General features: G+C 61.4%; 19 protein-coding genes and 2 pseudogenes. 13 read left to right on the top strand and 8 right to left on the bottom strand.

Annotated elements, in window-relative coordinates; translation table 11 throughout:
- Nucleotides 1–73: 73 nt before the first annotated feature.
- The gene (locus H620_RS0103305; protein WP_023380913.1) at nucleotides 74–1,003 is read right to left on the bottom strand and encodes a LysR family transcriptional regulator; all 930 of its coding nucleotides are present in this window, start codon (nucleotides 1,001–1,003) and stop codon (nucleotides 74–76) included.
- A 244-nt stretch (nucleotides 1,004–1,247) separates the two neighbouring features.
- Here H620_RS0103305 and H620_RS0103300 point away from each other — a divergent pair, with 244 nt between their 5' ends.
- Together H620_RS0103300 and H620_RS0103295 are read left to right on the top strand one after the other, a co-directional pair.
- Nucleotides 1,248–1,574 (top strand): nuclear transport factor 2 family protein, encoded by a 327-nt coding sequence (locus tag H620_RS0103300; RefSeq protein ID WP_027906711.1) that lies wholly within the window; start codon nucleotides 1,248–1,250, stop codon nucleotides 1,572–1,574.
- Entirely contained in the window at nucleotides 1,571–2,353 is a 783-nt protein-coding gene (locus H620_RS0103295) for an SDR family oxidoreductase (protein ID WP_027906710.1), read from the top strand. The genes H620_RS0103300 and H620_RS0103295 overlap by 4 nt, the downstream gene beginning before the upstream one ends.
- Nucleotides 2,354–2,513: 160 nt before the next feature.
- Here H620_RS0103295 and H620_RS0103290 read toward each other — a convergent pair whose 3' ends face one another.
- Nucleotides 2,514–3,515, bottom strand: coding sequence for a zinc-dependent alcohol dehydrogenase family protein (locus tag H620_RS0103290; RefSeq protein WP_027906709.1), 1,002 nt, complete (start codon nucleotides 3,513–3,515; stop codon nucleotides 2,514–2,516).
- A gap of 106 nt (nucleotides 3,516–3,621) precedes the next feature.
- Here H620_RS0103290 and H620_RS0103285 point away from each other — a divergent pair, with 106 nt between their 5' ends.
- Both H620_RS0103285 and xth read left to right on the top strand, forming a co-directional pair.
- Nucleotides 3,622–4,521, top strand: coding sequence for a LysR family transcriptional regulator (locus tag H620_RS0103285; protein ID WP_027906708.1), 900 nt, complete (start codon nucleotides 3,622–3,624; stop codon nucleotides 4,519–4,521).
- Nucleotides 4,522–4,766: 245 nt separating this feature from the next.
- On the top strand, nucleotides 4,767–5,555 hold the full coding sequence (gene xth / locus H620_RS0103275; RefSeq protein WP_023380908.1) for an exodeoxyribonuclease III: 789 nt from the start codon (nucleotides 4,767–4,769) through the stop codon (nucleotides 5,553–5,555).
- Between the two features lie 15 nt (nucleotides 5,556–5,570).
- Here the strand turns inward: xth and H620_RS27685 are convergent.
- Nucleotides 5,571–5,654, bottom strand: a pseudogene (locus tag H620_RS27685) (hypothetical protein); the annotation flags it as partial.
- Between the two features lie 98 nt (nucleotides 5,655–5,752).
- Nucleotides 5,753–5,926: pseudogene (locus H620_RS27135) on the bottom strand (hypothetical protein); the annotation flags it as partial.
- Nucleotides 5,927–6,183: 257 nt separating this feature from the next.
- On the opposite strand from H620_RS27135, the gene H620_RS0103260 reads away from it, so the two are divergent.
- Complete coding sequence (locus H620_RS0103260; protein ID WP_023380907.1) at nucleotides 6,184–6,699, top strand: cupin domain-containing protein; 516 nt, start codon at nucleotides 6,184–6,186, stop codon at nucleotides 6,697–6,699.
- Between the two features lie 168 nt (nucleotides 6,700–6,867).
- Here H620_RS0103260 and H620_RS0103255 read toward each other — a convergent pair whose 3' ends face one another.
- Complete coding sequence (locus H620_RS0103255; RefSeq protein ID WP_023380906.1) at nucleotides 6,868–7,317, bottom strand: carboxymuconolactone decarboxylase family protein; 450 nt, start codon at nucleotides 7,315–7,317, stop codon at nucleotides 6,868–6,870.
- Nucleotides 7,318–7,500: 183 nt separating this feature from the next.
- On the opposite strand from H620_RS0103255, the gene pdxR reads away from it, so the two are divergent.
- From pdxR to tcuB, 4 genes are all read left to right on the top strand, one after another.
- Nucleotides 7,501–9,015, top strand: coding sequence for a MocR-like pyridoxine biosynthesis transcription factor PdxR (pdxR, locus tag H620_RS0103250; RefSeq protein ID WP_027906707.1), 1,515 nt, complete (start codon nucleotides 7,501–7,503; stop codon nucleotides 9,013–9,015).
- A gap of 298 nt (nucleotides 9,016–9,313) precedes the next feature.
- Complete coding sequence (locus tag H620_RS0103245; RefSeq protein WP_027906706.1) at nucleotides 9,314–10,234, top strand: LysR family transcriptional regulator; 921 nt, start codon at nucleotides 9,314–9,316, stop codon at nucleotides 10,232–10,234.
- Nucleotides 10,235–10,382: 148 nt separating this feature from the next.
- Complete coding sequence (tcuA, locus tag H620_RS0103240; RefSeq protein ID WP_023380903.1) at nucleotides 10,383–11,837, top strand: FAD-dependent tricarballylate dehydrogenase TcuA; 1,455 nt, start codon at nucleotides 10,383–10,385, stop codon at nucleotides 11,835–11,837.
- Nucleotides 11,818–12,999, top strand: coding sequence for a tricarballylate utilization 4Fe-4S protein TcuB (tcuB, locus tag H620_RS0103235; protein WP_023380902.1), 1,182 nt, complete (start codon nucleotides 11,818–11,820; stop codon nucleotides 12,997–12,999). Before tcuA ends, tcuB begins: the two co-directional genes overlap by 20 nt.
- 60 nt (nucleotides 13,000–13,059) lie before the next feature.
- On the opposite strand, the gene H620_RS0103230 is transcribed toward tcuB, so the two are convergent.
- Nucleotides 13,060–13,953: a LysR family transcriptional regulator gene (locus H620_RS0103230; protein ID WP_023380901.1), complete on the bottom strand. Its 894-nt coding sequence runs from the start codon at nucleotides 13,951–13,953 to the stop codon at nucleotides 13,060–13,062.
- Nucleotides 13,954–14,100: 147 nt separating this feature from the next.
- Here H620_RS0103230 and H620_RS0103225 point away from each other — a divergent pair, with 147 nt between their 5' ends.
- The 4 genes from H620_RS0103225 (at nucleotide 14,101) to H620_RS0103210 (ending at nucleotide 19,298) form a co-directional block, all read left to right on the top strand.
- Nucleotides 14,101–15,180, top strand: coding sequence for a 4-oxalomesaconate tautomerase (locus tag H620_RS0103225; protein WP_023380900.1), 1,080 nt, complete (start codon nucleotides 14,101–14,103; stop codon nucleotides 15,178–15,180).
- Between the two features lie 63 nt (nucleotides 15,181–15,243).
- The gene (dctA, locus tag H620_RS0103220; protein ID WP_023380899.1) at nucleotides 15,244–16,557 is read left to right on the top strand and encodes a C4-dicarboxylate transporter DctA; all 1,314 of its coding nucleotides are present in this window, start codon (nucleotides 15,244–15,246) and stop codon (nucleotides 16,555–16,557) included.
- A 123-nt stretch (nucleotides 16,558–16,680) separates the two neighbouring features.
- Nucleotides 16,681–17,985: a CitMHS family transporter gene (locus H620_RS0103215; RefSeq protein WP_023380898.1), complete on the top strand. Its 1,305-nt coding sequence runs from the start codon at nucleotides 16,681–16,683 to the stop codon at nucleotides 17,983–17,985.
- Between the two features lie 59 nt (nucleotides 17,986–18,044).
- Nucleotides 18,045–19,298, top strand: a complete 1,254-nt coding sequence (locus H620_RS0103210) for an OprD family porin (RefSeq protein ID WP_027906705.1) — start codon at nucleotides 18,045–18,047, stop codon at nucleotides 19,296–19,298.
- A 497-nt stretch (nucleotides 19,299–19,795) separates the two neighbouring features.
- On the opposite strand, the gene H620_RS0103205 is transcribed toward H620_RS0103210, so the two are convergent.
- Both H620_RS0103205 and H620_RS0103200 read right to left on the bottom strand, forming a co-directional pair.
- A complete protein-coding gene (locus H620_RS0103205; RefSeq protein WP_023380896.1) occupies nucleotides 19,796–20,146 on the bottom strand; it encodes a hypothetical protein in 351 nt (116 codons plus the stop codon).
- A 162-nt stretch (nucleotides 20,147–20,308) separates the two neighbouring features.
- Complete coding sequence (locus H620_RS0103200; protein WP_023380895.1) at nucleotides 20,309–20,773, bottom strand: PA2171 family ribosome-binding persister protein; 465 nt, start codon at nucleotides 20,771–20,773, stop codon at nucleotides 20,309–20,311.
- Between the last annotated feature and the right edge of the window lie 169 nt (nucleotides 20,774–20,942).

The following is a 20,942-nucleotide window of genomic DNA, read 5'->3' as shown; positions in this document are numbered from 1 at the left end:
ACGCTACCGTCGCGTCCGCTGTTGTTTCGAGGGGCTCAATGTCATGTTTCCCGCTACCCCTGCCTCGCGCTTATCATCGATGGGTTTCGGAATGGGCCTGATCGAACGGTTTGCGATCCAATAGGCAGTCTATGAACGCTCCTAGGGCGGCTGGCCGGTGTTGCCTATTCGGGTAATAGAGGAACAGCCCTGGACGTGAAATCGACCAGTCAGCAAGGACTTGGATCAGCCGTCCCTGGGCCAACAGCTCGCCCACGTCTTCTTTCTCGAAATGATAGGCGATGCCGAGCCCATGCAGGGCGGCAGCGATGCCGATGTCAGGGTGATTGGTGACGACGGGGCCGTCGACCGCCACTTCCAGCGGCTGTCCCCGTTCCTGGAACTCCCAGCGATAGGGCCTACCGTCCATCTGCAGCCGCCAGTTGATGCATGCATGATCCTGCAACTCAGCAGGTGACTGAGGGATGCCTCGACGTGCGAGGTAGTCCGGAGACGCCACGGCGACCATGTTCAGGTCTGGCGTCAGGCGGACGGCCACCATGTCTTTCTCAAGCCGGCCACCTACACGGATGCCCGCGTCAAAACGGCCAAGAACGATATCGGCCAGTGCGTCGTCGACCACGATATCGAGCACCACGTCAGGGTGTGCCTGATGGAAGCGTGCCAGCCGGGGCGCAATGAGGGTTCTCGCGGCGATCCCCAGCGTATTGATACGCAGCGTGCCGCTTATCTGGCCTGTGGCCTCACTGGCTTCGGCGACGGCAACAGCTATCTCTCGAAACAAGGGGGCGACACGCCTGTAGAGCAGCTCGCCACTCGTCGATGGCGCGACGCTTCGGGTCGTGCGATTGAGCAGGCGTGCGCCGATGCGACGTTCGAGCTGTCGAATGGTCTGGCTGAGTGCAGAGGGCGATAAGCCCAGATGATCGGCGGCCCGCGCGAAGCTTTGACGCTCCACGATGGCCACAAAGGCTTTTAGCTCAGCAAATTCGGATCCACGCATTATGCATTCGCTTCTACATAGTCCATTCGGATTCTAGAGCATTCAATTAATGCTGTCCGGTACGCATCCTAGGGGCTGTACAAAAAGTATTGAGACGAAGGTCAGGCAAGGCGAAAACAGCCGAGGAAGCGGAGTTTACGGTTGTAAATGAGCATTCCGAGGCTGTTTTCAGCGCAGCATCACCGAGTTTCAAGGCTTTTCGTACAGAGCCTAAGGCTGTCACTGACCCCATGGAGCCAACAACATGCATACCTTGACCCTACCTGATCCGATTGCTGCGTACTTCGCTGCCGAACACGACCCTGAAGCTTTGGCACATTGCTTCGATACGCAAGCCGTCATGAAGGACGACGGTCACACCTACACGGGTATCAACGCCATCCAGGCATTCATGGCCGAGGCCTCGGCCAAGTACAGCGCGACGAGCGTGCCCTTTGCCATTGAGCGCCAGGACGGACTCCAACTGGTGCGCGCCAACGTCACTGGCAAGTTCCCTGGCAGCCCGATCGTTCTGTCGTACCGCTTTCGTCTTGAACGCGGCCTGATCGCATCGCTGGAAATAACGGCATGAGCTTCGACCTTCAACTCAAGGGTTTGCGCACAGTCGTCACTGGCGGCACGATGGGCCTTGGCGCTGCAGTCGTGCAGACCCTCGTGGAGGCTGGTGCCAGAGTCGCAACGTCGGCGCGCGACGTGTCGGCACGACCGGTGGATGGCGTCACCTATATCGGTGCCGATCTGACGACGGCACAAGGCGTGGCTCACGTCGCGCAGACCGTGCTGCAGAGCTGGGGCGGGGTCGATATCGTGATTAACGTGGTTGGTGGTTCAAGCACTCCAGGTGGTGGCTTTGCCGCCATCAGTGACGAGCAGTGGCTAGCAGAGCTGAACCTCAATCTGATGCCTGCCGTACGCCTGGATCGCGCGCTATTGCCGTCCATGCTTGCCCAGGGCTCAGGCGTTATCATCCATGTGAGCTCGATTCAGCGCATGATGCCTGTGCCTGAATCCACCACCGCCTACGCCGCCGCCAAGGCAGCGCTCACCACCTACAGCAAATCCCTTGCAAGGGAAGTGACGCCAAAGGGGGTTCGTGTGCTGAGCGTCGCGCCTGGGTGGATTGAGACCGAGGCGTCCGTAAGGCTGGCAGAGCGGTTGGCTGCCCAGGCAGGAACGGACTACGAAGGAGGCAAACGAATTGTCATGGAGTCGATTGGCGGAATCCCACTGGGCAGGCCGGCCGAACCTCAAGAGGTTGCCGATTTGATCGTCTTCCTCGCGTCCCCCCGTGCCGCCTCGATCTCAGGATCCGAGCACCGTATCGACGGCGGTACCATCTCAACGCTGTAATCGACGGCTGCAATCAACGGGACGACGGCGAGCCCTCAAGGCTCGCCGCATCCCCGAAATTGTTTACTGCTTGGGCCGTTAGCTGCCCTTGCCCACAGACTGCCTTCGGTCCCGCTCGGCAAATGCTGGTCGGGTACTTTGGCTTCCAATCGTCTCGACTCTATTCGCTCGGCAACTGGATTATCGTCTTGCCCTTGGCTCGGCCTTCAGCAACCTGGCGGAAGGCGTCGTTGACCTCGTCCAGTGCGAACCGTTGCCGATCCACCCGGATCCTCAGTTGCCCGGCATCTGCCAGCTCAGCCGCCTCGTGCAGGATTGCTCCGTGGTGTTCGCGGCCCTTGCCCGTAAGCAACGGAGTCAGGGTGAACACGCCCGAATAGGTGGCGCTTCTGAACGATAGCGGCGCAAGACTGTGCTGGCCCCAACCGAGGCAGCTCAGCACGTGCCCGGTATAGGGCTTCACGGCCTCGAACGATGCATCCAGCGTGCTACCGCCCACGGTGTCATAGACGATGTCGAAACCTTCCCCGGCCGTATGTTGCGCCACATAGGACGCTACGTGCTGGGCCTGGTAGTCGATCGCCGTGGCTCCCAGGGCGCGTATGAAGTCGAGGCTGGCGGCCGATCCGGTGGCGTAGACTTTGGCCCCACGCGCCTTGGCCAGCTGGATGGCCATTTGGCCGACTCCACCGGCGCCGCCGTGAATCAGCACCTGCTGGCCTGCGCGGACATTGGCGCGATCCACCAAACCTTCCCAGGCGGTGATGAACACCAAAGGCAAGGCGGCCGCCTCGCACATGTCCAGAGCGTGCGGTTTGGGTGCGATCAGCCGGGCATCCACGGCGATGTATTCGGCCATGGTGCCCTGGGTCCCGCCGATCCCACCGGCCATGCCGAAGACCTCCTGGCCGAGCGTGAAGCCTTCTACCGCCTCGCCGAGCTCGACGACCGTGCCGGCCAAATCCAGGCCGAGCACCGCCGGCAGCGGCTGACGGGCGTGTGCCCCAGCACCGTTGGCGATCTTGGTATCGAGCGGGTTGACCCCGGCGGCGTGCACCTTGACGAGGATCTGCCCCTTACCGGGAACTGGACGAGCAATGCGCCGTACGACCAGTGGAGCGTGGGCGGACTCGGCGATAGCGGCAAGCATGGTCTGACTCATGACGGAAACCTCTGTTTGAGTGGATGCATACAAGTTGCTCCTTTCGAGCCATTCCGATAAGAAGCTAAATTTGCATATGACTCATTCCCAAGAGAGGGCTGGTGGCATGGACCTGTTCGACAGCATGCGCGTCTTCGTGAGGGTCGTGGAGCGTGGGTCTTTTTCGGCAGTGGCTCGGGAACTGAACATGGGCCAGCCCGCCGTCAGCAAGCAGATCCGCGCTCTGGAGCAGTACCTGGGCGGGCCAGTGTTCGCCCGCAGCACCCGACACCTCGCGCTAACCGACCAGGGGCAACGTTTCTACAGCCACTGCCAGGAAATTCTCGGGCAAGTCGAAAGCGCCACGCGCAGCTTTGCCAGTGGCCAGGAGCAGGTCGCAGGCCCCCTGCGCGTCGCCGCACCGGTCAGTTACGGGCGATTATGCATCGCGCCTCTGATCGGGACGTTTCTGCAGCGCTATCCCGATGTGCGAATTGACCTGCGGCTGAGCGATCACAACGAAGACCTGCTCATGGAAAACATAGACCTGGCGATCCGAATTGGAGTGGTGAAGACCGAGGGCCTGGTGGCGGTATCATTAGGCACAACCACGCGACGGGTATACGCCTCGCCTATTTATCTAGAACGCTGCGGTGTGCCCCTGGAGCCGAGTGAACTGGCAGGTCACAATTGCATCGGTTTCACCTTGCTGGAGCATTACGACCGCTGGCGCTTCACGCGCGGGGCGCACGAGTTCGAGATCGCCATCACCGGTAACGTCACCAGCAACAGCAGCGAGGCCATTCGTGAAATGGTCCTCTGCGGCTTGGGCATCTCCCTCTCTCCACAATGGCTTTTCGCTGCAGACGTTGAACGAGGCCGCGTGCAAAGTGTGCTCGACCGTTACAAGGCCACCGCGCTGCCAGTCAGTGCGGTGTTCAGTCGTGAGCGGCGTCATTCGGCGCGGGCGATGGCGTTCATCGATTTTCTGCGCGAGCACCTGCACGTTCTCCCAGGTAGGGCATAGACCCGCACCTGTCATGCGTGATGTACGCGGTCGGCGTGCGCCCACCTCACGGCAGATGAGCATCGACCAACCTGGCCATCCTGTCCTGGGGCAACTGGAGTCTATTCGGCGCCCCCTCGGCGGTGCGCTGTCCAGCAAAGCCTGCCATCATGTCGCTACAGACCTGGCGCTCAAGACGCGGGCCGTCCCGGCCCGTGTGCATGCGCTGGAAACTTCGTGCAGGCCCCAGGGAGCGCCCCTGACGCATGAAAACGCTGAAGATCGCAACCTTCAACATCAACGGCATTCGCAGCCGCCTGCCGGCCCTGCTGAACTGGCTGGAGCGCGAGCAGCCGGACATTGCCTGCCTGCAGGAGCTCAAGGCAACCGATCAGCAATTCCCGCGCCATGACCTGGAAATGGCAGGCTATGGCTGCCTCTATCAGGGGCAGCCGTCGTGGAATGGCGTAGCCATCCTGGCGCGTGACAGCGAGCCGCTGGAAGTGCGCCGGGGCTTGCCGGGTATGGAGGATGACCCGCAGAGCCGTTACCTCGAGGCAGCCGTTCACGGGGTGCTGGTCGCCTGCCTGTACCTGCCAAACGGCAACCCGCAGCCGGGGCCCAAGTTCGACTACAAGCTGCGCTGGTTCGAGTGCCTGATCGAGCACGCCAAGGGTCTGCACGGCAACGGCCATCCAACGGTGCTGGCGGGCGACTTCAACGTGGTGCCTACCGACCTGGACATCTACGACCCGCGCTCATGGCAGAAGGATGCACTGCTGCAGCCCGAGTCCCGCGCCTGCTATCAGCAACTGCTGGAGGTGGGCTGGGTCGATGCCATTCGCCACCTGCATCCCGATGAACGCGTTTACACCTTCTGGGATTACTTTCGCAATCACTGGGCGCGCAATGCCGGGTTACGCCTCGACCATTTGTTGCTCAACCCCGAACTTGCACCTTACCTGAAACGGGCGGGGGTCGATGCCTGGGTACGCAACCAGGTCAAGGCCAGCGACCACGCGCCCGCCTGGATCGAACTGGGCGGGCGCAGGTAGTGGGTTACAGGAGTTGTCGAGGGTGATCGGAAACTCCCTGACGCGTTTGCCAGTGGCGTGGTAGACCGCATTGGCCACCGCCACAGCAACGCCGACCAATGGCCACGCCCCACACCACGCCCCGAGGATCTGGCTGCGGGCGGTGCGTTTTCGCTCCCTTTAGGGAAATGGCACTCATGGCAGGTCCTCACGGTGGGTTATTTCTTGCCGGGCAGTACCGAGCTGAGTACCTGCTTGGCGGTCTGCACGATGACCCCAGCCTGGTTCGGGGCGCCCTTGAGCAGGGTGCTGGCGAACTGCTTCGCCTGTTCCAGCTTGATATGCGGCGGTAGCGGCGGCACGTTGGGGTCGGTCTTGAATTCGATCAGCACAGTGCACCGAACATGCCATTGATGCCATCGCCGGGGTAGCCGAAGATGCGCCGTACCCCCCACTGATACAAGCGCTCCACCAGAAAGTGGCCTACCGTGCCGCTCATTGTCTTCTCCCGGTCTGTCCTCGATAGGGGTCTGGACTTGGCACGCGCCGGTAAAGTTTCAACGGCGTTCACGTCGGTCGGCTAACCGGAACCTCATCTCGGGCGAGGGGTTCCCAGGCACATCGACAACCTGATCGGGACGGGGCACAGATGAATGACATCGACACCAGCAGTGGCGCGCTGCAGACCCTGCACTTCGAAGACGACGGGGTAACGCCCAACAACCGTTTCCCCGTGTTGTGCTATCGCTTGCAGCTCGACCCTGATAATGACAATGCCAGTGCGTTCGAGGCATTGTTCGCCGGCCATGGCTGGACGCCGCTCTGGCGCGCCGGGATATTCGACTATCACCACTTTCATCCCAATGCCCATGAGGTATTGGGCGTCGCCGCGGGCCGCGCCCAGGTGACCCTCGGTGGCGAAGCGGGTCAGACGCTGAGCGTGAGGGTTGGCGATGTGCTGGTGTTGCCGGCCGGGACGGGCCATCGCTGCGTCGAGTGCAGCGAAGACTTCCTGGTGGTCGGGGCCTATCCCCGCGGGCAGGAGGACTACGACATCCAGCGGCCTGATGCCCACACCTACGCTCAGGCAATTGCGCGCATCGCTGTCGTACCAGGCCCCGTGCAGGACCCCGTCACAGGCGCGCCGATGACCCATTGGCGCTGAGGCTGGCACGTGGCGGAGGTTGCCGTTCGTCGGTGTGATCCGTATCGCTGAAAAACCTTTGCCGGGGGCGCTCATCAGAACAGATGTAACGTTCGTTCGACGTTCCCAATCAGGTCTTCGGCCCGTTCTAGCGCGGGCCTTTTTTTGCCTTCTTCATGAACCTCGGGATCAAGCCTCGGCAGCAGGCCGTAACCGGAAGCTGACTCCCATACGGTTGAAAGCATTCATGGCGGCAATGGCCGCCGTCAGGTCAACGAGGTCCTTCTCTGCAAACATCGCCGAGGCCGCTGCGTATGCTTCGTCCGACACATGGGTCTCGCTAACCCGTGTGACTTCCTCTGCCCAGGCCAGAGCCGAGCGTTCCAGATCCGTGAACAAGTCCTGCGCTTCATGCCATACCGGTACTAACACCAGCTTGTCCACCGACATACCTTCTTTGATCAGATCCCGTGAATGCAGATCAATGCAGTGGGCGCATCCATTGATCTGGGACACTCTGAGAAACACCAGATGGATGAGGGGGGCCGGCAGATTCGTAGCCGTGGTCACGAAATGATGCAGACCTCCAAGGGACTTGGCTGCGCCAGGCGAAGCTTGAAACCAATTGAGGCGACTCATGGGTTGTTTCCTTTCTTCGGGACGGTGGTGAGCGCGCGACATGCGGGGCGTCATTTGCGGGATTCCCTGGCCCGGTTCGCACACAGCGCGAGAAGCTTGGGTAGGGTTCAATTGTGGTCATGAAGCGGACTATAGTATTGATCCACTTGGACTCTAATTCACTGATCCACTTTTGAGGTGCCCATGCCATCCGATGCGACCCTGTTCGGTGCGATAGCGCTACCCTCGGGAAGGTCAACTGCGGGCGTCAATCTTCAGGAGTGGCTGTATCTGGAGTTGCGCGAGGCAATGCTTGCCGGGCGTCTGGCTGCAGGAAGCAAGCTCCCGGGAAGTCGGACGCTGGCTGCACGACTAGGCGTCGCACGCGGAACGGTACAGGCAGCGTATCAGCAGCTTTTGTCTGAGGGCTATGCGGTCAGCCGAACAGGCAGTGGCACCCGTGTGTGCTTGGAGCTGCCTGATGCCAAACAACGGGTGTTTCCCCGCCAGCGAGGCGGTGGAGCGCAAATCCCGGTGCGGCGGATTCCCCCAAGCACGGAATGGGTCGAGCGGCTGCAGACTGCCACGCCGGCATTCGCCAGGCGCAAGGTCGCGCCTGGACTTCGTCCTTTCTTCCCGATGCGTAGTGACGTTCGGTCATTCCCGATAGACCTTTGGCGCAAGCTGCATATCCAGCAGATGCGCAGTTCCAAACTGGAAGCGCTGCTCGATTATGATGCCGCCGGGTTGCCGAGTTTGCGTCACGCCATCGCCGACTATCTGGGCTGCGCTCGAGGCGTGCATATTTCGGCTGACCAGATCGTGGTGCTCAGTAGCGTGCAACAGGGGATCGATCTATGTTTGCGCTTATTGGTTCCGCCAGGGGAGAGCGTCTGGATGGAGGACCCGGGTTACCCGGGGGTACGTCAGCTTATGGCGGTGGCAGGTTGTGAGGTCGTGGGCGTCCCGGTGGATCAACAGGGTATGCGGGTCGAGGATGGTATTCAGGCCGCCCCCAAGGCTAAGCTCGCTTATGTGACGCCCTCGCGGCAAATGCCCACCGGCCATGAACTGTCTCCCGCCAGGAGGCTTGCATTGCTGCGTTGGGCGAGCGCTTCTGGGGCCTATATCATTGAAGATGACTACGACAGCGAGTATCGATTCATTGCCAAGCCCATTCCAGCATTGCGCGCCATGGCGGGTGCCGATGAGTCGGTAATCCTCGCCGGCACATTCAGCAAACTGCTGTTCCCGTCCGCTCGCCTGGCGTATCTGGCGCTCCCTACACATCTGGTCGATGTCTTTACCCGCGCGGTAGCGTTGACCTCACGACACCCTAATAGCCTGAGTCAGGCGGTGCTGGCGGCATTTTTCGATCAAGGGCATTTCGAACGGCATGTCAGACGCATGCGCAAACGCTATTCGCTGCGTGCTGAGGCGCTCAACTGCGCAGCTCAAGCACACTGGCAGGGTTTGATCGAGGTGCCGGAGATTCGTGCTGGCCTGGACATCGCTTGCTCATTGCTGGTCGGTAGCGAGTCTGAAGCGGGTCGTCGAATCGAAGAAGCCAACGTTGATGTACTGCCACTTTCGCCATTTTTCCAAGCGCCGGTGTCTGCAGGTTTTTTGCTGGGATTCGCGCCTTATGAGGAACGGTCCCTGTTTGAAGCAGCGTTGGCGGTCAGGAAGGCACTGCAGAACCACAGGCTGTTGCTCTGATACGCCAGTGTGCGTCCAGGCCACTTTGGGAGCGGCTTGACCCGCGAAGCGGGCATGGTCGAACCGCATTTCGAGTCTGACGCACGGGTTCGGTTGCTGGCGTGCTGGTCGCTTGAGTCCAATCCGATCTCTATGGTCTATTCCCCCAATCGCCTTTTGAGCGCCCGGGTGCGGGTTTTCGTGCAGTGACGTGTAGAGTCGTTTGAGGCCACCGGGTTGCGCTGAGGCTTTCGCACCTTGGCCATTGCACTTTTGCCTTTACCATGGGGCCAGACCCATATCGCTGAAAGAGACCCACATGGAATTACGTCAACTTCGCTATTTCCTCAGTGTATTGGAGTGCGGCAGCCTTGGCCGTGCTGCGCTTGAGCTTGGGGTTGGCGCTTCTGCCTTGAGCCAGCAACTGTCGAAGCTGGAAAGCGAAGTGAGTACTCGGTTGTTGACGCGGTCTAGTACCGGTGTCTCGCCGACGGCAGCGGGCCTGGCCTTCGAATACCATGCACGGCTGGCGCTACGGCAGGCGGATCATGCTGTCCTAGCCGCGAAAAGCGGCCGTATGAGCGGTTATGCCAGTGTCGGATTGGCACCGACTACTGCATCCATTCTTGGTCTGGCGTTGATCGACAGGATGCGCGAACGCTATCCCGATATCCGTCTGCACCTGGTGGAGATGCTGTCGGGCTACCTGATGAACCAACTCAACGCCAGGCACCTTGACCTTGCTGTGCTGTTCCAGGCAGAGCCGGGGCCTAGGCTGGAGGTCCGGCCGCTACTCAACGAGCGGTTGTTCGTCCTGGTTCCCGCCGCGCTGGTCGATGCCAACTGGGGCGAGGCCCTGACCCTGCAACAGATCGCCTCGCTGCCTTTGGTGATGCCCAGCACACAGCACGGCCTGCGCACCACGCTGCGCTCGATCTTCGAACGGGCCGGGCTGGAACCCTCGATCGTCATGGAAGTCGATGGCCTGTCGCTGTTGATGGATTGCGTCTGTGCAGGGCATGCCGCCACCATCCAGCCCGGGGCGACCGTCGCACGGGCGCATCACGCAGGCTTGCGGGTGTTCGCCATTGACGAAGCACAGGCGCAGCGCCGGAACCTGATCGTCAGCCTGACCGATGACGAGCTCTCGCCGGCCGCCTTGGCGACACGGATCGTGCTGCAGGAGGTTTCTCGGGAGTTGGTGGAGCAGGACCGATGGCCCGGAGCGCAGTTGCTTTGACTCAGTCTCCCGGCATTGCCATCCGTAGCCTTTAGAAAAACTGAATGCCTCCCCCCGCTAATCGCGTTTCGGACCCTCTGGGTACTCATTAGAGTCCCTGGTCACGAGGAGCAGCCGAACATTCGGCGCTTCGTGACTTGGAGGCGAAATGATCGATGTGCTAGTCATTGGAGGGGGCAATGCCGCCCTCTGTGCCGCGCTGATGGCGCGGGAAGCCGGAGCCAGCGTACTGCTGCTTGAGGCTGCCCCCCGCGCCTGGCGGGGTGGCAATTCCCAACACACGCGTAACTTGCGGTGCATGCATGATGCCCCGCAGGACGTACTGGTCGACGCGTATCCGGAAGAAGAGTTCTGGCAGGACCTGCTGAAGGTCACCGGTGGCCAGACCGACGAAAAGCTCGCGCGCCTGGTGATCCGTGCCTCCTCCAATTGCCGCGGGTGGATGCGCCGTCATGGCGTGCACTTTCAGCCCTCGTTATCTGGTGCGCTGCATACCGCACGAACCAACGCCTTTTTCATGGGCGGCGGCAAGGCGCTGATCAATGCCTACTATCGCAGCGCCGAGAACCTTGGGGTGCAGGTACGTTACGACACGCCTGTCGCCGACATTGAACTGCAAGAGGGATCCTTCGTTGCAGCCCATGTGCCGGCGCGTGAGGTCCAGGGCCGGCACCTTCCTGCCGAGCGCATCGAGGCGCGCAGTTGTGTGCTTGCAGCCGGGGGGTTCGAGTCCAACCGTCAGTGGTTGCGCGAGGCCTGGGGGCAGAACCCGCGAGGGGAGTGGCCCTCGGACAATTTCCTGATTCGCGGCACGCGTTTCAACGACGGGGTTCTGTTACGCCGCCTGATCGAACAGGGCGCAGACAAGATTGGCGACCCGACGCAGGCACACATGGTAGCGATCGACGCCCGTGCGCCTCTCTACGACGGCGGGATCTGCACCCGCATCGATTGTGTGTCGCTGGGCGTGGTGGTCAACCGCGACGGGCAGCGCTTCTACGATGAAGGTGAGGATTTCTGGCCCAAGCGCTATGCCATCTGGGGGCGTCTGGTGGCCCATCAGCCTGGGCAGGTGGGTTTCTCGATCATCGACCAGAAAGCCCTGGGTCGATTCATGCCGCCGGTGTTTCCGGGCGCTACCGCCGACAGCCTTGAGGCGTTGGCGGGCCTGCTTGGCTTGCCTGTCCAAGCCTTCGTCGAAACCGTGCGCGCCTACAACCATGCCTGTCAGGTGGGTACCTTCGATCACACGCAGCTGGACGACTGTCACACCGTAGGCCTGGCGCCTGTGAAAAGCCACTGGGCGCGCCCGATCGATACACCTCCGTACTACGGTTACCCGCTGCGACCGGGTGTGACCTTCACCTACCTGGGGCTGCGCACCGATGAAACGGCCGCCGTTCATTTCGATGGGAATCCCAGCCCGAACCTGTTTGTTGCCGGCGAGATGATGGCGGGCAATGTGCTGGGCAAGGGCTACACCGCCGGTGTCGGCATGTCCATCGGTACCGCCTTCGGGCGCATCGCCGGGACCAGCGCCGCTGCTGCGGCAGGCTACGAACATCCAGAAAAAGAGAAACGCCATGACCGCGCAACTGCCTGAACCATTCCAGCCTGATACCGCCCAGCCCGCATTCGATTTGATCCCGGTGTTGAACGTCGAGGAGCAAGAAGTCGACCGGCAAATGCGCATTTGCAACGCCTGCCGTTACTGCGAGGGCTTCTGCGCGGTGTTCCCGGCCATGACCCGCAGGCTTGAGTTCGGCAAGGCAGATATCCACTACCTGGCCAACCTGTGCCACAACTGCGGCGCGTGCCTGCATGCTTGCCAGTACGCTCAACCCCACGAATTTGCCGTCAACGTGCCGCAGGCTATGGCGAAGGTGCGTGGGCAAACCTACGCCGAGTACGCCTGGCCGGCCCTGTTCGGACGCTTGTATCGACACAACGGCATCTTCGTCGCCAGTGCTTTGGCAGTGGCACTGTCGTTGTTCTTGCTGTTGACCTTGTGCGCCAACGGCACGCTGTTGCCCGGTCGGTTGGCGGGGAATTTCTATGCAGTTTTCCCGCATAACACCCTGGCGCTGATGTTCGGCGGTGTCTTCGCTGCGGCGAGTCTGGCGCTGGCGGTCGCGGTACGCCGTTTCTGGCGTTCGGTCTCGCCGGCCGAGGCGCAGGCGCAACCAGTCAAAGGGGCTGTGGTGGAGGCATCGAGTGCGGCATTGACCCTCAAGTATCTCGATGGAGGGCATGGCCAGGGCTGCAACAACGCCGACGATCGCTACACACTGTGGCGGCGACGTTTCCATCACTTCACCTTCTACGGCTTCATGCTGTGTTTCGCCGCCACAGTGGTTGCCACCGGGTATCACTACCTGTTGGGCTACCAGGCGCCATACCCCCTGTTGAGTGCACCGGTGTTGCTCGGCACGTTGGGCGGTCTTGGGTTGATCGTCGGGCCAGCCGGGCTGCTGGCGCTCAACCTTCGCAGGGCGCCGGAGCAGGGCGATGTCGCCCAGCGTCCCATGGACCGGGCGTTCATCTTGCTTCTGCTGCTGGTCAGCGCCACGGGCCTGGCGTTGTTGGGCCTGCGTGACACGGCTGCGATGGCGATCGTGCTGGCGATTCACCTGGGTACGGTCATGGCGCTGTTCATCACGTTGCCCTACGGCAAGTTCGCCCATGGCCTGTTCCGCAGCGCGGCATTGCTCAAGTTCGCGATCGAGAAACGCCGACCCAACACGCTGGGCCTGGGAGGGGAATGAGCCATGATCGCATCTGGCATTCGCCCTGCGTTGCGCCAAACCACAGGCAAGTCCTCTCGCTCAACGGTTAGGCCACTTGTCCAGCAGGATCGACACGAATTTCTCCGCTGCGGGCGACAGCGACGCCCCTCGGCGATAGACCAGGCCCAGGGTGCGGGTCACCTGGGGTTCGATCAGCGGCACGCTGACCAGCGTCGGGTGGTCGGCGCTGGGCATCGCCAGGCTGGGCATGGCCGACACCCCCAGCCCGGCCTCGACCATGCCCAGCGAGGTGGACAGGTGCTGGACCTCATAGAACCACTTGGGCCGCAGGTTGAGCCCGGAAAGCGCATGGTCCAGCAGCATCCGATTGCCGCTCAGGCGGCCAACGCCTATCAGGCGGTAGTCGGCAAGTTCCGTCCAGGTGACGGCGTCGCGGGTCGCCAGCTTATGGTCCCGGCGGCAGGCCAGGACGAAGTGTTCCTGCACCAGGGAGACGAATTCGATGTCCGGGTGCTGGCCACTCATCATGTTGATGCCGAAGTCAGCCTCACCCCGCAGCACGGCCTCGAGCCCATCATTGGCGCTAAGGTCCAGCAAGCGAATGCGGATCTTCGGGTATTGCTCGTTGTAGTCGCGGATCACCGAAGGCAGGAAGTAGAACGCTGCGGTCGGAATGCAGGCGAGGGTTACCTGGCCGGTCTGTCGTTCGGCCAGTTCGCGAATGCTCAGGATCGAGTCCTCGAAGTCATCGAGCAAGCGTCTGGCCTTGGGCAGGAAGTCCCGCCCGACACTGGTGAGGCTGACGCGACGGGTGGTGCGTTCGAGCAGCGAGGTGCCCAAGCCTTCCTCGAGTTTCTTTATCCGCCGACTCAGGGCCGGCTGCGACAAATGCAGCGCTTCCGCAGCCTCATGGAAACTGCCAAGTTCGGCGATTTTCACGAACGATCGTATATCTTGCAGCTCATATTCCATCTGATTTCGCTCCCCGGCCTTAGCGGTGAATTAATCCACGATTCGCAATAATGCCTACGATATTTGCATTGGATTGATTTATCCATCCCTGTCAATCTTGTGTCCACAACATCAATGATGTCCATTGATCAACAAGAGTGCGAAATCATGCAACGAATTCCTTGCGTACTCATGCGCGGTGGCACCTCCAAGGGGCCTTTTTTCCACGCATGGGATCTTCCTGCCAATGTGGTCGAACGCGACGAATTGCTGATCAACCTGATGGGTTCCGGGCACGAACTGGAAATCGACGGTATCGGTGGTGGTAGCCCGCAAACCAGCAAGGTGGCGATCATCAGCCCTTCGCTGCATGCCGACGCAGACGTCGACTACCTCTTCGTTCAGGTCATGGTTGCCCAGCGCCGGGTCGATACCGCGCCCAACTGCGGCAACATGCTCTGCGCCGTTGGCCCGTTCGCCATCGAGCAAGGCCTGGTCAAGCCTCAGGATGGCAAGACCTTGGTTCGCATCCGCAACCTCAACACCAACACCTTCGTCAACTCGCTGGTGGAAACACCAGGTGGCATCGTGCGATACGAAGGCCGCACGGCAATCGACGGCGTACCAGGGACTGCCGCCCCGGTGCACCTGACCTTCCTCGATGCGGTCGGTAGCAAGACAGGTAAACTGTTCCCCACTGGCCAGGCCCAGGATGTGATCGACGGTGTACCGGTCACCTGCATCGACATGGCCATGCCGATGATGATCGTCCATGCCAGCGAATTGGGCATGACCGGTTCAGAGACCCCGGCGCAGCTGGATGCCGATACCCGCCTGCTGCAACGGCTGGAGGCCCTGCGCCTGAAGGCCGGCAAGGCGATGGGGCTGGGCGATGTCAGCGGCATGGTGATCCCGAAGCCTGTCCTGGTTTCTCCGCCGCGTCATGACGGCACGCTCCAGGTGCGTTACTTCATGCCTCATAACTGCCACCGGGCCTTGGCCATCACCGGTGCTATTGGCTTGGCGACTGCCTGCGTCAGCCCAGGCACCGTGATCATGGACATGCTCGGCGAGCAAGCCCAGCACTTGGAAGAAGTCCGTCTGGAACATCCGAGCGGTGGCATCGACGTGGCGCTCTCGCGCAGCGGTGCCGACGGCAAGACGCTCCAGGCCTCTGTGGTACGAACCGCCCGCCGGCTGTTCTCAGGTTTCGTCTACGCCCCAACCTTGCGCAGGCTGGCAGGGTAGGCAACAGGCCGATCACATCGGCAACCAGCACATCCGCACAATTTCAACAATGGGTGATGCCTCATGAAACTCGCGAAGTCACTGTATTTCCAGATCCTCTGCGCCGTCCTGCTGGGCGTGGTGGTCGGCCACTTCTGGGCGCAACAGGCCGTTGCGCTCAAACCACTGGGTGATGCGTTCATCAAGCTGATCAAGATGATGATCGCCCCCGTGGTTTTCTGCACCATCGTCACCGGTATTGCCGGCATGACCGACAAGCGCTCCCTGGGGCGGTTGATGAGCAAGACGTTGCTGCTGTTCCTGGTACTGACTGTCGTCAGCCTGGTGATCGGCCTGGCAGCGGTGCATCTGTTGCGCCCAGGTGTCGGCATGAACATCGACCCCGCCACGCTCAGCACCGAGGGGCTTGGCCAGTACGCCGCCTCTGCGGCGAAGCTCAGCGTGGTCGATTTCTTCATGCACATCATCCCTGACACCTTCATCGGTGCATTCAACAAGGGTGAAGTGCTGCCGGTGCTGTTCATTGCGGTGCTCAGCGGTTTCGCCCTGTCATCGATGGGCGAGAAGGGCAAGCCGGTGCTCGATGTGCTGGAGTCCGTCTCGACCATGGTCTTTCGCATCTTCGGCTACCTGATGCGCTTTGCCCCGGTCGGCGCCTTCGGTGCGCTGGCGTTCACCGTCGGACAGTACGGGGTGACGTCCCTTGGGGCATTGGCCAAGCTGGTCGGGACGCTGTACATCGCGTGCGCGTTCTTCGTGCTGGTGGTGCTCGGTGGTATCTGCCGTGCGCATGGCTTCAGCCTGTGGAAGCTGCTGCGATACTTCCGGGAGGAGTTCCTGGTGGTGCTCGGCACATCGTCCACCGAGCCCGTTCTGCCGCGCATGCTGGAGAAACTGGAGAAACTTGGCTGTAAGAAGGGTGTGGTGGGGCTGGTGTTGCCAACCGGCTATTCCTTCAACCTCGACGGCACCGCCATCTACCTGTCGCTGGCGGCGGTGTTCATCGCCCAGGCCTGCAACATCGACCTGACCCTGGGTCAGACGGTGACGATGCTGGCAATCATGCTGTTGTCGTCCAAGGGCGCTGCGGGTGTGACCGGCAGTGGTTTCGTGGCGCTGGCCTCGACCCTGACGGTCATCCACGACATCCCGCTGGCCGGCTTGGCCTTACTGATCGGCATCGACCGCTTCATGTCGGAAGCGCGCGCGCTGACCAGCCTGGCAAGTAACGCCGTGGCGACCGTGGTCATCTCGTTGTCGGAAAACGCCTGTGAACGGGAAACCCTGCTGCGCCGCCTGAATGGCGTTCCGGTAGCGCAGGCAGAAACGGGAGCCGAAGAGGTCGAATGGTCTGCCGAGCCTCGGCGTCACGGCTGAAAGTCGCTTCCACTTCCCATCGTTGACTTAGAATCCCACTCAACATCCCAGTGATGTCGAGTGGGGTAGGGGGCCGTCTGCCTTGGCGATGGCCGCAATAGAATAAAAACAAGAGAAAAAACCATGCTCGCACTCCTGGGCCTGATCATGGTGGTGACCTTCACCTACCTGATCATGAGTAAACGCCTGTCGCCGATCGTTGCGCTCACCGTGGTACCCATCGTTTTCGCGGTGATCGGTGGCTTTGCCCCCGAACTGGGCAAGATGATGCTCGATGGCTTGAAGATGGTGGCGCCATCGGCAGCACTGTTGCTGTTCGCGATTCTGTTCTTCGGCCTGATGATCGATGCCGGTCTTTTCGACCCGCTGATCCGCAAGATTCTCAAGCGCGTCAATGGCGACCCGATCAAGATCGCCATTGGTACCGCGCTGTTGTCGTTGCTGGTAGCACTCGATGGCGACGGCACCACCACTTACATGATCACCTGCGCGGCAATGCTGCCGTTGTACAAGCGCATTGGCATGAATCCGATGATCCTGGCCACGGTGTCGATGCTGTCGTTGAGCATCATGAGTGGCATGAGCCCTTGGGGAGGCCCGGCTACTCGAGCCATCGCTGCGCTCGGACTGGATGCGACCGAATACTTCATTCCAATGCTGCCGACCGTGATCGGTGGCGCTGTCTGGGTGGTGTTCACCGCCTACCTGCTCGGTCGTGCCGAGCGTCGCCGGATCGGCAACATTGCCCTGGAGTCCGGTGGTGGCAACTGCTATATCAAGGAAATCCTCGGCGACAACCCGCACAAGCGTCCTCGGCTGGCGTATGTGAACCTGGCGCTGGTGATTGCGGTGATGACCGCCCTGGTGTTGGGCGTCATGCATTCCGCGCTGCTGTTCATGATCGGTTTCGTTGCGGCGCTGATGATCAACTATCCGCAGCTGGAACTTCAGAAAGAGCGCATCCTCGCCCACTCAGGCAACGCCATGACCGTGGTCCTGCTGGTTTTCGCCGCGGGGATCTTCGCTGGCATCTTCTCCGGTACCAAGATGGTCGATGCCCTGGCGCAGACCCTGGTCGACTGGATTCCCGAGGCCTGGAGCCACTGGTTCCCGCTGGTGGTGGCGGTGACCAGCATGCCGTTGACCTTCGTGCTGTCCAACGACGCCTACTACTTCGGCGTGGTGCCGATCCTTGCCAACGCGGCTGCGGCCTATGGCATCGACCCGGTTGAAATTGCCCGCGCCTCGGTGCTGGGGCAGCCGGTGCACCTGATGAGCCCATTGGTGGCCTCGACCCTGCTGTTGGTGGGCATGGTCGATCGCGATATCGGCGACTTCCAGAAAGCCACCGTGAAATGGGCGGTGCTGACGTCGTTGGTCATCACCGCGCTGGCATTGCTCACCGGAGCCTTGTCCTTCTTCGTCTGATCTGCACCGGGCGCCCGTGGCGCCCAACTCTATCCAAGAACAACAAAAGAGTACCGATCATGTCCCGAGCTGTTTTCCGTGGGGCCACCTGTGGCCTGCTCTGCGGCTGGCTGCCTGTTGCCGGCGCTTCCGGATTCATCGACGACAGCAAGCTCAAACTGCAGCTGCGCAACGTCTATTTCAACGAAAACTTCCGCGACGATCAGGGCATGAGCGCCCGTGCTGCCGCGAACGCCAAGAGCGAGCGGGTGGAATGGGCGCAGGGGTTCCTGCTCGACTACCAATCAGGGTTCACTCAAGGCCCGCTCGGCCTGGGGCTCGATGCCCTGGGGCTTGTCGGTGTACGGCTCGATTCGGGGCGCGGACGCAGCGGTACGGGCTTGCTGCCGGTGCATGACGATGGTCGCGCCGCCGACGAGTTCGCCAGTGCCGGTGTGACCGCCAAGGCGCGCCTGGGCCAGACCGTGGTCAAGCATGGCACCTTGCTGCCCAAGACGCCGGTGCTGGTCTATAACGACGCGCGGTTGCTGCCGCAGACCTACCAGGGCACGCAACTGACCAGCAACGACATCGACGGCCTGACCCTGACTGCCGGCCACCTGGACCGCTTCAAGCAGCGCGACTCCTCCGACAGTACAGGCCTGTACCTCGATGGCTATGGTGGCGACGAGTCTGGCGATTTCAGCTTCGCAGGTGCCGACTACGCCATCAGCAAGCAGCTGCGCGTGAGCTATTTCCATGGGCAGCTCGAGGACTTCTACCGCCAGGACTATGCCGGGCTGGTACACGACCTGCCGTTGGCCGGCGGTGTGTTCACCACCGACCTGCGCTATTTCAAGAGCCGCGACAGCGGGGCCGCCTACGGTGGCAAGATCGACAACGACATGTTCAGCGGTCAGGTTTCCTACGCCCACAGCGGGCATACCGTTGGTGCCGGGTACCAGGTCCTCGATGGCGACGCGGGATTGCCGTACATCAGCGGTGCGACGGTCTACTCGTTCAGTAACGTTGGTATTGGCAAGTTCATCGAGGAGGAAGAGAAAACCTGGATGGCGAGCTATGCCTACAACTTTGCGGCGGCCGGTATCCCGGGCCTCACCTTCATGGCACGCTACCTGAGCGGCGACAATGGTCGCTCCGCTGACGCAGGGATCAGCGAATGGGAGCGAGACGTAGAGCTTGCCTACGTGGTGCAATCCGGGCCTATCAAAGGGTTGGGCGTGAAACTGCGCAACTATGTCTACCGTTCTGATTTCTCGCGCGGTCGCGACAGTAATCGGATTTACCTGACCTACGATATTGCGCTTTGGTGATGCGGTGGGGCGAGCCTGCTCAACCGATGCGCTTGCTCGCCCAGTCATTGGTTCAGCCCCAGGAAAAACCCACCGCCGGCGCGGCACCGCTCAATTGTCGCTGACCTGCGAAGCGGCCGGGGCGATGTGCTTGAGCGAGCGCCGGTCGGCTGCGACACCCCACAACGTCGGTGAGTACCAAGGCCAAGGACCACTGCGCCCATCGCGCCCAGTGCTGCGCCAATCCAGAGCGAGCTATCGATGGTCAGGTCGACCTAACCCCGTTAGCGTGCTGGGGTGAACTCCTGAGCGGCGGAGTGATGCCTGTGTATTCACCGGCAATGCCGGCGCTGGTGGGGAGGCGCAATCGCAAGCAGCTGCACAGGCGGCACGACAACGCAGTTGGCGCCGTGGCGCCAATGTACGGGCACAAGATGATGGAGAACAGTACCGTAGAAGCGCTCTTGGCTCGAATCACCGCTTGGCCGCTGCAATGCCTGGGTCGTCATGGCGATTCTTTAGCCACCGTTACCACCCGTACCGCCGCTGCCGGAACCTGCGCCGTTATCTTTGTCAGTCCCTGTGTCATTGCTTCTAGAACCATCGGTGCCAGACCCCTGGCTTGAGTCGTGGGTGGTGCCGTCGCCGCCAGTGCGGTCGGTGTCATTACTGTCGGTTCCACCCGACCCGGTGCCCATGCCATCCGCAGGGGTGCCGGACCCTGTGGCTCGTCCCCGGTCGTCCATTTGCCTGTGGTCCTGGCTGTGCGTGCGCGGTTGATCTTGGCTGTCAGGGGCAGCAAGGGCCCAGGGTGGGCAGGCGCCCAGGTACAGCGCGAGCATCAGTGAATGGGGCTTCATGACGTTCATGGTGATGGTCCTTTTTTGGGTATGTTCACCTTCTGTTGGTCCTGCTGGCTTGGGCAAGGGTGCATCGAGATCGACGGACGGACGCCATTGGGCCATCGCGTCTTCCTTGGGGCTTCCCCGACGGTCAAACCTGCGCGCCGGGGAGGCGCGCAGGTTGCTTTATCAGGCGGCGCGTAGCTCGCCCTTGAGTAGTTTTTTCTGCGCCTCCATGGCCTGGCCCATTTCTTCCAGCGCCGTCTTGCCCAGCAGCTTTCGGGCTGTCGGGAAGAGGTCGCTTTCCTCTTCCTCGATATGATGCTCCAGCAATTCCTTCATCACCTTTACCCGACCGGCGAATTCAACCGTGCCGGTGTCGGTCTGCAACAGGTCGGGGAGGACCAATGAGTCGACGGTGCGGTGCTCCTCCTTGGCTTCGTAGTACATCTTTGCTTCTTCCTTGCCGCCTGCCTGCTTGATCGCCGGGTACAGGATCTGCTCCTCGAGGGTCGTATGGATGCTGACCTCCTGCTTGATCCGCGCAAGCAGTTCGGCACGCTTCTTCACCGCGCGCTCGGTCGTCGAGGACAACTCTTCAAGCAGTTTCTTCACCAGTTGATGGTCTTGGATCAACAATTCGATTGCGTTCATGGGGCACCTCTTCACGGCTGGGAAAAGTTACGGCTGCCAGCAGTGGAGCAGGGCGCAAGCGGCAAGGTTCAATGCGGATGATCAGCGCACCGGCTATTGGGTGTACTGGCTGCGGTATGGGTTCGTCGTCGATGACCTGACTCGATTGCACTGAATCTTTGTTGCTTCA

The organism is Pseudomonas taiwanensis DSM 21245, from assembly GCF_000425785.1.
Lineage (GTDB): Bacteria > Pseudomonadota > Gammaproteobacteria > Pseudomonadales > Pseudomonadaceae > Aquipseudomonas > Aquipseudomonas taiwanensis.
Note: the sequence above shows the minus strand (reverse complement) of the source record. Positions and strands in the feature narration are given on the sequence as shown.

What these genes read in the sequence shown, in the direction of transcription:
- tcuA (WP_023380903.1), top strand. Translation starts at nt 10,383, where the DNA reads ATGATCGATGTGCTAGTCATTGGAGGGGGCAATGCCGCCCTCTGTGCC.
- H620_RS0103255 (WP_023380906.1), bottom strand. Translation starts at nt 7,317, where the DNA reads ATGAGTCGCCTCAATTGGTTTCAAGCTTCGCCTGGCGCAGCCAAGTCC.
- H620_RS0103200 (WP_023380895.1), bottom strand. Translation starts at nt 20,773, where the DNA reads ATGAACGCAATCGAATTGTTGATCCAAGACCATCAACTGGTGAAGAAA.
- H620_RS0103300 (WP_027906711.1), top strand. Translation starts at nt 1,248, where the DNA reads ATGCATACCTTGACCCTACCTGATCCGATTGCTGCGTACTTCGCTGCC.
- xth (WP_023380908.1), top strand. Translation starts at nt 4,767, where the DNA reads ATGAAAACGCTGAAGATCGCAACCTTCAACATCAACGGCATTCGCAGC.
- H620_RS0103210 (WP_027906705.1), top strand. Translation starts at nt 18,045, where the DNA reads ATGTCCCGAGCTGTTTTCCGTGGGGCCACCTGTGGCCTGCTCTGCGGC.
- H620_RS0103260 (WP_023380907.1), top strand. Translation starts at nt 6,184, where the DNA reads ATGAATGACATCGACACCAGCAGTGGCGCGCTGCAGACCCTGCACTTC.
- H620_RS0103285 (WP_027906708.1), top strand. Translation starts at nt 3,622, where the DNA reads ATGGACCTGTTCGACAGCATGCGCGTCTTCGTGAGGGTCGTGGAGCGT.
- H620_RS0103215 (WP_023380898.1), top strand. Translation starts at nt 16,681, where the DNA reads ATGCTCGCACTCCTGGGCCTGATCATGGTGGTGACCTTCACCTACCTG.
- tcuB (WP_023380902.1), top strand. Translation starts at nt 11,818, where the DNA reads ATGACCGCGCAACTGCCTGAACCATTCCAGCCTGATACCGCCCAGCCC.
- H620_RS0103290 (WP_027906709.1), bottom strand. Translation starts at nt 3,515, where the DNA reads ATGAGTCAGACCATGCTTGCCGCTATCGCCGAGTCCGCCCACGCTCCA.
- H620_RS0103225 (WP_023380900.1), top strand. Translation starts at nt 14,101, where the DNA reads ATGCAACGAATTCCTTGCGTACTCATGCGCGGTGGCACCTCCAAGGGG.
- pdxR (WP_027906707.1), top strand. Translation starts at nt 7,501, where the DNA reads ATGCCATCCGATGCGACCCTGTTCGGTGCGATAGCGCTACCCTCGGGA.
- H620_RS0103205 (WP_023380896.1), bottom strand. Translation starts at nt 20,146, where the DNA reads ATGAACGTCATGAAGCCCCATTCACTGATGCTCGCGCTGTACCTGGGC.
- H620_RS0103295 (WP_027906710.1), top strand. Translation starts at nt 1,571, where the DNA reads ATGAGCTTCGACCTTCAACTCAAGGGTTTGCGCACAGTCGTCACTGGC.
- H620_RS0103305 (WP_023380913.1), bottom strand. Translation starts at nt 1,003, where the DNA reads ATGCGTGGATCCGAATTTGCTGAGCTAAAAGCCTTTGTGGCCATCGTG.
- H620_RS0103230 (WP_023380901.1), bottom strand. Translation starts at nt 13,953, where the DNA reads ATGGAATATGAGCTGCAAGATATACGATCGTTCGTGAAAATCGCCGAA.
- H620_RS0103245 (WP_027906706.1), top strand. Translation starts at nt 9,314, where the DNA reads ATGGAATTACGTCAACTTCGCTATTTCCTCAGTGTATTGGAGTGCGGC.
- dctA (WP_023380899.1), top strand. Translation starts at nt 15,244, where the DNA reads ATGAAACTCGCGAAGTCACTGTATTTCCAGATCCTCTGCGCCGTCCTG.